General features: G+C 72.7%; 9 protein-coding genes. 2 read left to right on the top strand and 7 right to left on the bottom strand.

Going from position 1 to position 9,984, the window contains the following annotated elements; translation table 11 throughout:
• The 3 genes from VR44_RS25425 to VR44_RS25415 all read right to left on the bottom strand — a co-directional run.
• Nucleotides 1–1,020: MAB_1171c family putative transporter (locus VR44_RS25425; protein ID WP_052713821.1), on the bottom strand; the 1,020-nt coding region annotated here is incomplete at its 3' end.
• Nucleotides 1,021–1,022: 2 nt separating this feature from the next.
• The gene (locus VR44_RS25420) at nt 1,023–1,556 is read right to left on the bottom strand and encodes a toxin-antitoxin system toxin component (RefSeq protein WP_045949921.1); all 534 of its coding nucleotides are present in this window, start codon (nt 1,554–1,556) and stop codon (nt 1,023–1,025) included.
• A gap of 14 nt (nt 1,557–1,570) precedes the next feature.
• The gene (locus VR44_RS25415) at nt 1,571–2,194 is read right to left on the bottom strand and encodes a hypothetical protein (protein WP_157880402.1); all 624 of its coding nucleotides are present in this window, start codon (nt 2,192–2,194) and stop codon (nt 1,571–1,573) included.
• Between the two features lie 326 nt (nt 2,195–2,520).
• On the opposite strand from VR44_RS25415, the gene VR44_RS25410 reads away from it, so the two are divergent.
• Nucleotides 2,521–3,021 (top strand): hypothetical protein, encoded by a 501-nt coding sequence (locus tag VR44_RS25410; RefSeq protein ID WP_045949920.1) that lies wholly within the window; start codon nt 2,521–2,523, stop codon nt 3,019–3,021.
• A gap of 13 nt (nt 3,022–3,034) precedes the next feature.
• Here the strand turns inward: VR44_RS25410 and kstD are convergent, their stop codons facing one another.
• Both kstD and VR44_RS25400 read right to left on the bottom strand, forming a co-directional pair.
• Nucleotides 3,035–4,726: a 3-oxosteroid 1-dehydrogenase gene (gene kstD / locus VR44_RS25405; RefSeq protein WP_045949918.1), complete on the bottom strand. Its 1,692-nt coding sequence runs from the start codon at nt 4,724–4,726 to the stop codon at nt 3,035–3,037.
• 291 nt (nt 4,727–5,017) lie between these two features.
• Nucleotides 5,018–6,145: an aminoglycoside phosphotransferase family protein gene (locus VR44_RS25400; protein WP_045949917.1), complete on the bottom strand. Its 1,128-nt coding sequence runs from the start codon at nt 6,143–6,145 to the stop codon at nt 5,018–5,020.
• Between the two features lie 232 nt (nt 6,146–6,377).
• Between VR44_RS25400 and VR44_RS25395 the strand changes: the two genes are divergently transcribed.
• Nucleotides 6,378–7,880, top strand: a complete 1,503-nt coding sequence (locus VR44_RS25395; RefSeq protein ID WP_045949916.1) for a DNA-binding protein NsdB — start codon at nt 6,378–6,380, stop codon at nt 7,878–7,880.
• 103 nt (nt 7,881–7,983) lie between these two features.
• Here VR44_RS25395 and VR44_RS25390 read toward each other — a convergent pair whose 3' ends face one another.
• Both VR44_RS25390 and VR44_RS25385 read right to left on the bottom strand, forming a co-directional pair.
• Nucleotides 7,984–9,408: a PP2C family protein-serine/threonine phosphatase gene (locus VR44_RS25390; protein ID WP_045949915.1), complete on the bottom strand. Its 1,425-nt coding sequence runs from the start codon at nt 9,406–9,408 to the stop codon at nt 7,984–7,986.
• A 221-nt stretch (nt 9,409–9,629) separates the two neighbouring features.
• On the bottom strand, nt 9,630–9,878 hold the full coding sequence (locus VR44_RS25385) for an SCO4226 family nickel-binding protein (RefSeq protein WP_045949914.1): 249 nt from the start codon (nt 9,876–9,878) through the stop codon (nt 9,630–9,632).
• Nucleotides 9,879–9,984 lie beyond the last annotated feature (106 nt).

Here is a 9,984-nt window from a genome sequence, read left to right as displayed (position 1 = left end):
CACCGCCGCGACCACCGCCACCGCGTCGGCGGTCGCCGCCGCCCGGTCCGGCGCCTCGTCGCGGGCCAGGGCCTCGGCCAGGGCCCGGTCACGGACCCCCGGGTCCATGTACGGCTGGAGCCGCAGCAGCCCGTCGCTGATCTGCGTCCTGCGCTGGACCAGACGCCGGCTCAGCGGCGTCCGCCGCGGCAGCCGCAGCGAGCCGGTGTCCAGCCCGTCCAGCTCGCGCACGAACGGGGCGAGGGAGCGGTACTGGCGGTAGTCCGTCCACAGCACCTGCGTCGCCTGGCCGGCGTGCGGCAGGATGAAGCCCACCGCGACGAACAGGGCGCACACCGAGGCGATGGGCGGGGCCACGTACGTACTGAGCCAGTCCAGGTCGTGGCCGGTCCAGCGGGCCACGATCGCGATGAGCTTCACCGCGTCGTAGGCGAGGTTCAGGACGAACCCGATGACCAGGAACACCAGGCCGGCGCGCAGCCAGCCCGCCACCTCCCGCAGCCAGGTCCGGATGACCGTCGCGGTGATCAGGCAGGCGGCCGTGTGGGCCGCCAGGTACAGCAGGATGTGCTCGCGCATCCAGGGGGTGCCGGCGTAGTACGTGTCCAGGTCCCGCAGCCGCTCGACCGGCACGTCGGCGAAGGCGAAGGTGATCCACAGACCGGCGACCACGCCCGCGTACACGGACCAGATCGTCCAGGTGGTCCGCCGCACCCGCCGGGGGTCGCCCCCGCGCCAGTGGATGACCATGATCAGGCAGTAGGCGCAGAACATCGTCAGCAGCGAGTAGACCAGCGGCGCGGCGAAGTTGCTGACGCCCGTGGAACTGTTCAGCAGGGCCAGGCTCTTGGGCCGGCCGAAGTAGAAGACGGCCGAGCCCAGCAGGAGCAGGCCGCTCAAGGAGCGCACGTTCGGGTCGATCCGCCAGAACCTCATGATCACCGGGAGGCGGATGGCGAGGGCCAGGGTGAGGATCGCCGCCGGGATGAGGTACGGGATGTAGAACTTGTCCGAGGTCAACGTCAGCCGATCGGCCCGCGGTAGCCCAGCGCGCTGCCTATCCGGCCCGCCACGCCCCCGTCCCTGCGCCCGGCCGCGGGGGACTCGCCGCCCGCCAGCCAGGCCCGGCACCGGTCCCCGAGCATCAGACCGAACCGCTCGGCCTCTATCTCCTGGGCGTCCTCGTAGTGGGATCGCGCGGCGACGCTCTCGTACGTCAGCGACGAGGCGTCCGGCAGGGACCGGGCCGCGTCCGCCGCCCGGCGGCCGTGCTCGCCGCAGTGGCCCGCGTTCATGTGCCACAGCTCGTGCCCCAGGATGACCAGTTGGTGGTCCGGGGTCGTGTACTTCTCCACGACGACGATGTCGTACTTCTCCATGTTCAGCCAGAGGCCCGAAGTGGTCAGCTCGGTGGGGAACCGCTCGAAGCGCAGCACGATGGGACGGCCGCCGCGCGTACGGCTCATGGCGTCGCACAGGGCGCGGAAGAGGGTCTGCGGATCGGCCGGCGCCTCCAGCTCGAGCGAGGAGGTCAGCGTGGTGCACAGCTTGCGCATCGAACGGGACAGGTTCACCGGGTCACCCCCGCGTGCCGCTCGGCGGACAGCATCCCCGTGATCATGCCCAGCAGCAGGGTCTCCTGGGTGCGGGTCAGGGGTCTTCCACGGGTGGAGACGGAGACCAGGCCGTACTGGTCCACGAGGTCGGCCATCAGGTTGCCCGATCGGTAGTCGAGGGATTCGAGGGTGGGCCGCAGGGCCCGGCTCACCGCCTGGGCAGGGGTGTCCGTCAGGAAGGAGGCCTCGCGCCCGAAGAAGGCGGCGAACGCCCTGCAGTGGCGCAGGTGCGGCGGCTTGCGCCCGGACACCAGGGCGCCGACCCACCGGGGCGGGGCACCGATCGCGGCCGCGATGTCCGCGACGCGGTAGGGGCGGCCACAGGCGTCGCGGGAGACCGCGTACAGGAACACCGCCCGCCGGCGGACCCGCTCCTCGGTCCCCCCGGCCGCGGCCTCGGGGACTTCCTCACCGCGCAGCAGGGCCGCGGTCAGCTCCAGGGGGACGCCGGCCCGCTCCGAGAGGGCCCGGGGGTCCAGGATCCCGTCCACGTCCAGCCCCCTCTCCCCGGCGCGCGTCCGTATCCGGTCGAGGGTCACGGCGAGGGGAGGCGGCGGATCGCCAGCAGACACGGTCATCCGTCGTGCTCCCATACGTCCGAGGCCGCCTGTACGCCCGGGATGGCGGTCGGCCCCCCGGCCATCGAGATCCCCACCTTCGGATCGTAGTCGCCGATTCGAAAACGATCGCGGACGGGTGGCGGGGACGGACAGCAAGATACAGCCAGGAGGGGTGGTGGCGGCAGGGAAAAGCGCAGGCGGGGAGCCGAACGGCCAGTAAGGAGCATGACGGACGGACACCCCATACCCGCAGGTCCGGGATCTTTGCGGCCCATCCGCCCCGCCCCCGGCGGCCGGAGCACCCCGGCGCCGGAAAACCCGCGCGGCCACGTACCATGGGCCGCATGTCCTTCCTCCGCCGCCACCGCGCCGCCACACCCGCCGGCCCGGACTTCGACGTCCTGGCCATGGACCCGGGGGACTGGCCGGGCAACCTCGGAGCCGGGCTGCTGCCCGCCCCCGACGGCAGCTGCCAGGGAGTCTTCCTCCGCTACGACCTCTTCGGCGGCCGCGGCCCCGCGATGATCATCGGCAACCTCCCCGAGGGGTCCCCGGCGCGGGACCTCGGCGAGGGGCAGGTGCCCTTCGAGGTGGCCCAGCTCCTCGACGCCCTGGAGAACGACGAGGAGGTCGAGGTCACCGGCACCGAGGACTGCCCCGTCATGCAGGGCGACAACCTCCTCATCGTCCGCAAGGTCAAGCTCTCCGAGGGCCGGATCTCCTGCGTCCAGTTCGACCGCAGCGACAACGTCCTCGTGACGATCGCCAGCTGGGACCGCCCGATCACCGACGACCTCTACGCGCTGCTGAAGCCGCTCCCGGCCGAGCTCTTCCAGCAGGGCTGACCTCCGGAGCCCGTCAGGCGGTGTCCGCGATGTCGTTCGCCGCCACGTAGCCGAAGGTCATCGCGGGGCCGATCGTCGAACCGGCCCCCGCGTAGCTGTGCCCCATCACCGCCGCGCTCGCGTTGCCCGCCGCCCACAGGCCCCGGATCACCGATCCGTCCGCCCGCAGCGCGCGGGCCCGGGCGTCGGTGACGATCCCGCCCTTGGTCCCCAGGTCGCCCGGCACGATCCGGAAGGCGTAGAAGGGCGGGGCCCAGACCGGCGCCAGGCAGGAGTTCGGAGTCACGTTCGGATCCGTGTAGTAGTGGTCGTACGCCGTGTCCCCCCGGTGGAAGTCGGGGTCGGAACCGCTCCACGCCTGGGCGTTGAAGCGGTTCAGCGTCGCCCGCAGCGCTGCCGCGGGCACCCCGATCTGCCCGGCCAGCGCGTCCCAGGTCCACGCCTTCCTCGCGACGCCCGCCTCGAACCACTCGTCGGGCAGGGGCAGCGTCGGCAGGACGTCCTTGAACAGGTACCGGTTGCGGTAGTTCTGGTCCACGATCAGCCACGCCGGGATGTGCGAGCCCGGCGCGCCCCGGTCCTTCTCGTACATCACGTGCACCACGTCGCTGTAGGGCGCCGCCTCGTTCACGAACCGCGTCCCCGCGCGGTTGACGATCAGACCGCCCGGCAGGGTCCGCTCCGCCAGGCAGAAGTACGGCTCCCCGGGCAGCGGGATCGACGGCCCCCACCAGGCGTCCTCCATCAGCGCCAGCGCCGCGCCCGCCCGCTGCCCCGCCAGGATGCCGTCGCCGGTGTTCTCCTTCGCCCCCACCGACCACCCGGTCCCGATCGGCTGCTGCTGGTACCGCTCCCGCATGGCCGCGTTGTGCTCGAAGCCGCCGGAGCCGACCACCACTCCCCGGCGGGCCCGCACCACACCCCGTACGCCCTCCTTCTCCACCACCACCCCGGTGACCGCCCCGCCCTCCTGGACCAGGTCGACCAGCGGGCTGTTCAGCCACACCGGCACCCCCGCCCGCATCAGCCCGGCCCGCAGCCCGGCGGCCAGCGCCTGCCCCATCGTCAGCGGCTTCTGCCCGAGCAGCGCCGCCTTCGTGCCGCGCGCCAGGCACTCCGTGGACACCGCCAGCCCCTTCGCCGTGACCGCGGCGAGGTTCAGCCACTTGTAGTCCTGGCTGAACACCACCATCCCGGCCGGCACCGGCATGTACGCCGGGTTCAGGTGCGCCAGTTCGGCGCCCAGGACGTTCCCGTCGAACTGGTCCGGCTCGATGGAGCGGCCGTTCGGCAGCCCGCCCGGCAGGTTCGGGTAGTAGTCGCTGTAGCCGTCCATGAAGCGGAACCTCAGCGGGCTGTTCGCCATGACGAAGTCCAGCATGCGCGGGCCGTTGGCCAGGAAGGCCCGCTGCCGGTCGGCCGGCACCTCCGGCCCCACCACCGCCGAGAGGTACACCTCCGCCTTCTCCGGGGTGTCCGGCACCCCCGCGCCCAGGATCACCGAGTTGTTCGGCAGCCAGATCCCGGCCCCGGAACGCGCCGCCGAACCGCCGAAGGTCGGGGCCTTCTCCACCACCAGCACGCTCAGCCCCCGCCCGGCGGCGGTGAGGGCGGCGGTCATCCCCGCCGCCCCCGAGCCGACCACCACGACGTCGTACTCCCCGAGCGGGGCCCCGTCGGCCCGCGCGGCGGTCGCCGGCAGCACGGCGGCGGCGAGCGCTCCGGGAGGGGACGGGGCGCTCGCGGTCCGCGCTCCCGGATATGGACACGGCCTCGGTCATGGGCGGGCTCCAGCGGTGTGGGAAGGGGCAGGGGAGAGGGGCTTCCTGATGCTGAGTCAGAAAAGGTCTTCGGGGGATCATGTGATGTCAAGGCACGCGCGCCGGGGCGATCCGCCCCGGAAAGGCCGGAACCCCTGCCCGGAAAGACCGAAATCCCGTGGCCCCCACACCAGGTGTGGGGGCCACGGGATTCCGGTACGCGGCGGGCCGGAGGGTCAGCGGGTGCCGACCGCCGCCCGGACCGCTCTGCGGGCCATGCCCGCGTCGTCGTGCAGGCGGCGCAGGAGCAGGCGCTGCTCCTCACCCGAGGAGAGGGCCCCCGCGGGCAGCGGCTGGGCCGCGGGAGCCGCCAGCATCGAGCGCTGGACGGCCGTCTCGCACATCCGGATCTCCCTGGTCAGCACCAGCATCAGATTGACCAGGAAGGCGTCCCGGGCCGCCGGACCGGCCGACTGCGCGAGCCGGCTGATCTGGCTGCGCGCCGCCGGGGCGTCACCCAGCACCGTCCACAGCGTCGCCAGGTCGTAGCCCGGCAGGTACCAGCCCGCGTGCTCCCAGTCCAGCATCACCGGCCCCGCCGGGGACAGGAGCAGGTTCGACAGCAGCGCGTCACCGTGGTTGAACTGCCACGGCGTACCCGCCGGCCGCAGCCCGTGCAGCAGCTTCTGCAGGTCGCCGTAGTCCCGGTCGGTCAGCAGTCCCAGGTCGTGGTCCCGGGAGATCCGCCGTGCGTAGTCCACCGGGTGACCGAACAGGTCGGCCGGCGGACGCCACTGGTTGACCCGGCACACCGCGCCCAGCGCCGCCCGTACGTCGGTCCTCGGCGGCGCCTCCACGGGATGCCTCTGGAGGGCGGCGACCCGGCCGGCCATCCGCTCGACGACCAGGACGCAGTTCTCCGGGTCGGCGGCGATCAGCCGGGGCACACGGACCGGCGGGCGGTGCCGGACGAAGGTCCGGTACGCCGCTATTTCGTGCCGGTACCGCTCGCGCCACTCGGGCGAGTGGTCCAGTAAAACCTTCGCGACCGCGGTCATCCGCCCCGTCGTCCCCACCAGGAGGACCGACCGGCCGCTGCGCCGCAGCACCTGGACGGGCGCGAACTCCGGACAGATCCGCTGCACCGACGCGAGCGCGGTGCGCAACTGCGCCCCCTGCGGGCCGGACAGGTCGATTCTTCCGCTGAGCGGCTGCGTTCCGGCCGCCGGCATCCGCCGCGCCCGGACGGCGCCCTGCGCCGGGACGGGCTGACGGCCGGGTTCGAAGGAGAGGCCGCCGCCCCCCGCCTGGAGGGTGCGGTGCGGGCGGACCGGGGCGGACACGGAGGACGTTGCTGCGTACATGGCTTCTACGGTTCCCTTCGTGCGCCGACGAGTTGCGTACGCCGCCCCGCCGGATCCCGTACTTCACCCTGGGGAGTTCCGCCGGTGAACCGGGTCGGGGAGGCGCATTCCTACCTGACACCCGGCGGCAGGTGGCGAACCACGGGGCGTGCCCTGGCGAACCCTGGCGAATAGTCCACGGGGAACTGACAGGGGGCTACTGTCAACTCAGCCGAGAACCTGGGGGCTTGACGTGAGCAAAGGTCCAAACACCCGTCTGAACGACCTGTTCGGCCTGGCCGGCTGGTCGAAGGGCGAACTCGCGAGGATGGTCAACCGGCAGGCGGCCGCGATGGGCCACCACCAACTGGCCACCGACACCTCGCGGGTGCGGCGCTGGATCGACATGGGGGAGACCCCGCGCGAACCGGTGCCCACGGTACTGGCAGCACTGTTCACCGAGCGGCTCGGTCGTGTCGTGACCATCGAGGACCTCGGGTTCGTACGACAGCGGCGCACCGCCAGACGGCAGCCGGACGGGGCGAAGGAGAACCCCGACGGAGTGCCCTGGGCGCCCGAACGCACAGCCGCGGTCCTCACCGAATTCACGGGAATGGACCTCATGCTCAACCGTCGCGGCCTGATGGGCGCGGGCGCCGCGCTCACCGCCGGCTCAGCCCTCAGCAACGCCATGTACGACTGGCTGCAAGGCGATCCCGCCACCGCCAAGGACCCGCAGCGATTCGGCGACCCCTACCAGGCCGACCCGGCGGGCTACGACCGCTACGAGGCCGCCCCCATCGGCTCGCAGGAGATCGAGGCCCTGGAGCGCTCGGTCGAGGTGTTCCGGGCCTGGGACGCCTCCAGAGGCGGCGGGCTCCAGCGGAAGGCCGTCGTGGGCCAGCTGAACGAGGTCGGCGGCATGCTCGCCTACCACCACCCCGACCACCTCCAGCGCAGGCTGTGGGGGGTGGCGGCCAACCTGGCGGTGCTGGCGGGCTGGATGTCGCACGACGTCGGCCTCGAACCCACCGCGCAGAAGTACTTCGTCATCGCCGCCCACGCGGCGCGCGAGGGCGGCGACCGCCCGCGCGCCGGCGAGGCGCTGTCGCGGGCCGCCCGCCAGATGGTCCACCTGGGCAAGCCGAACGAGGCCCTGGACCTGATGAAGCTGGCCCAGGCCGGCTCCGGGGACCAGACCCTGCCGCGCACCCGCGCCATGCTGCACACCATCGAGGCCTGGGCCCAGGCCGCCATGGGCAAGGGCCAGGCCATGCGCCGCACCCTGGGCGAGGCCGAGGACCTGTTCGTGTCCGACAAGGGGGACGTACCGCCGCCCTCCTGGATGCAGCACTTCGACGAGGCCGACCTGCACGGGATGCAGGCCCTCGCCTACCGCACGCTCGCCGACCACGACGCCTCGGCGGCGCCGGTCGCCGCGCGGCACGCCCGGGAGGCGCTGCGGCTGCGCGGCGACGGCCACCAGCGCTCGCAGATCTTCGACTACATCTCCATGGCCTCGGCCTGCTTCATCGCCGACGACCCCGAACAGGCCGACCGTTACGCCCGCCTGGCCCTGGTGTCGATGAACGAGACCTCCTCGCACCGGACGTGGGACCGGCTCCGCGAGATGTACCGGCTCACCGGCCAGTACGCCGGCTATGCGCGCATCGAGGACCTGCGCGAGGAGATCGAGCAGGCCCTCCCCGAGTCCCCGGCCCGGCGCGTCACGCACGCGGCGGAGGCGGAAGTCTAGGGGGCGGTGCCGCGGGCCGTGGAGGACGGGGACGGACGGCGGACGGGGCCGCGCCTCAGGCGCGGCCCCTCGGATCGGACCGTTGCGGGGACCCCGCCGCCGGCTAGCCGCCGACGCGGGCCACCAGGACGCAGGCGTCGTCCTCGCGCCCGCTCTCGCCGAACTCCTCCGTCACCATCCGCACGCAGTCACGCGCCGACCGCGCCGCCGAGAACCGCGGTGCGAGCGCCAGCAGCCGCTCGGTCTGGTCGGCCCGGGTGAACCCGACGCCGTGCGGGGTCAGTCCGTCGGTGTACAGGACGAGTACGTCGCCCAGCTCCAGCAGTTCCTCGGCCTGCCCGTACACGGCTCCCGAGGTGGCCCCCAGCAGGACCCCTTCCGGAGGCTGGAGCGCACGCCCCTGGCCTCGGCGGAAGAGCAGCGGCGCGGGATGCCCCGCCTGCGCCCAGGAGAGCAGCCGACGGGCGGGGTCGTACCGGCAGCAGACGGCCGAGCCGAGGGCAGGCTGGGCGGAGGTCTCCAGCAGCTGGTTCAGCCAGCCCATCAGCGGGCCCGGCTCGATGCCGGCCATGGCCATCCCGCGCAGGGCACCGAGCAGCATGGCCATGCCGGAGGTGGCGCTCACCCCGTGCCCGGTCAGGTCACCGACCGTCAGCAGGGAGCGGCCGTCGGGCAGTTCGAGCGCGTCGTACCAGTCGCCGCCGATCAGCGAGCTGGTCGCGGAGGGCAGGTAGTGCGCGGCCACGTCCAACGCGGCGGCGTCGTCGTGCGGGAACCGCAGGGAGCCGCGCCACGGGGGGAGCACGGCTTCCTGCAGCTCGACCGCCAGCCGGTGCTCGGTCTGCGCGATCTCCCGCCGGCGCTGGAGCGAGTCACGGGACTCGCGCTCCGCCCGCTGGCTCCGCCGCAGCTCGCTGACGTCGCGCAGCACGGCCCACATCGAGGCCGTGCAGCCGTCCGCGTCGAGTACCGGCTCGCCCCTCATGTGCAGCGTCCGGACGCGGCCGTCGGCCCGGACGATGCGGAACTCGCCGTCTATCGGCTTGCCGTCCACCAGGCAGTCGGTGACCATCGCGGTCAGCAGCGGCTGGTCCTCGGAGAACAGGGTGGACCCCAGCTCGTCGAGGGGGAGCGGGCCCGCCTCGGGGGAGCGGCCGAAGATCTGGAAGAGCTCCTCGGACCAGGTGACCTCGTCCGTCAGCAGGTTCCACTCGGCGCTGCCGACACGGGTCTGGCGGTCCTCGGAAGCGGTCTCCGGGGGCGCCGGGGGGAGTTCGGCGTGCTCGGGGGCGGGCGGCAGGCCTTCCTTGAGCTGGCCCAGGTGCTGCCCGAGGTCGTCGAGGTGGTGCACGGCGAGGTCGCAGAGGGCGCGCTGCCAGCGGCCCTGGGCGTCGTCGTCGTCCACGACGGTGTCGCGGCGCACCGCGTCCACCTCGCCGCGCAGCCGGCGGGTCTGCGAGATCAGCGCGTCCACGGATCCCGGCTCGGGCGGCTGCGCGGAACGGTCCGCGTACAGGTGGGACGGCATGAGCACTCCGATACAGGCGCGGCGATACAGGCGCGGCACGGCCAGGTCTGAAAGAAGGACCGGTTACGACTGTGGCACAGCCTGGGACGGCCTGTAAGGCGTTTGGCAACATCCGTAACGTTCTTGCTCACGGCATATGCCGAAGGCCTCCCGTTTACCTCCCGTCCGTACGAACATTTCCGGTCAGTACCGGAAGCCGGTACCGGAGTGCTCCGTCCCCGTCAGACGCTCAGCGGCACCGGGTGGATCTCGTCGGCGGGGTGTCCCGCCCGCTCGTGGATCTTCTGGACCGCCGCAGCCGAGGGGGCCTCGGACAGGCAGTAGACCTCGCCGGACGCGGGGTCGGCCCAGGCGCGCTGGAACGTGACCTTCTCCTCCGACTGGATGGCGAGGTCCGCCTTGTGGGCTTCCATCAGCTGGTCCGCGGTGATGCCCTTCATACCGTGGTGGACATCCATGAACTGGGCCATCGCCGTACACCTCCTCACGTGTCGCAACCGCGTACGGCTCTGCCTCCATCGTCCGCCCGTGGCCGGAAATCGGCCTTCCGGGCGAGCCCGCTCGATCGTGCGGACG

This window comes from Streptomyces katrae, assembly GCF_000966975.1.
In the GTDB taxonomy this organism is placed as follows: domain Bacteria; phylum Actinomycetota; class Actinomycetes; order Streptomycetales; family Streptomycetaceae; genus Streptomyces; species Streptomyces katrae.
This window is presented reverse-complemented; position numbering and strand designations above follow the sequence as displayed.

Coding starts and splice junctions, on each gene's coding strand:
- VR44_RS25420 (WP_045949921.1), bottom strand. CDS start 1,556: ATGCGCAAGCTGTGCACCACGCTGACCTCCTCGCTCGAGCTGGAGGCG.
- VR44_RS25415 (WP_157880402.1), bottom strand. CDS start 2,194: ATGACCGTGTCTGCTGGCGATCCGCCGCCTCCCCTCGCCGTGACCCTC.
- VR44_RS25410 (WP_045949920.1), top strand. CDS start 2,521: ATGTCCTTCCTCCGCCGCCACCGCGCCGCCACACCCGCCGGCCCGGAC.
- VR44_RS25400 (WP_045949917.1), bottom strand. CDS start 6,145: ATGTACGCAGCAACGTCCTCCGTGTCCGCCCCGGTCCGCCCGCACCGC.
- VR44_RS25390 (WP_045949915.1), bottom strand. CDS start 9,408: ATGCCGTCCCACCTGTACGCGGACCGTTCCGCGCAGCCGCCCGAGCCG.
- VR44_RS25385 (WP_045949914.1), bottom strand. CDS start 9,878: ATGGCCCAGTTCATGGATGTCCACCACGGTATGAAGGGCATCACCGCG.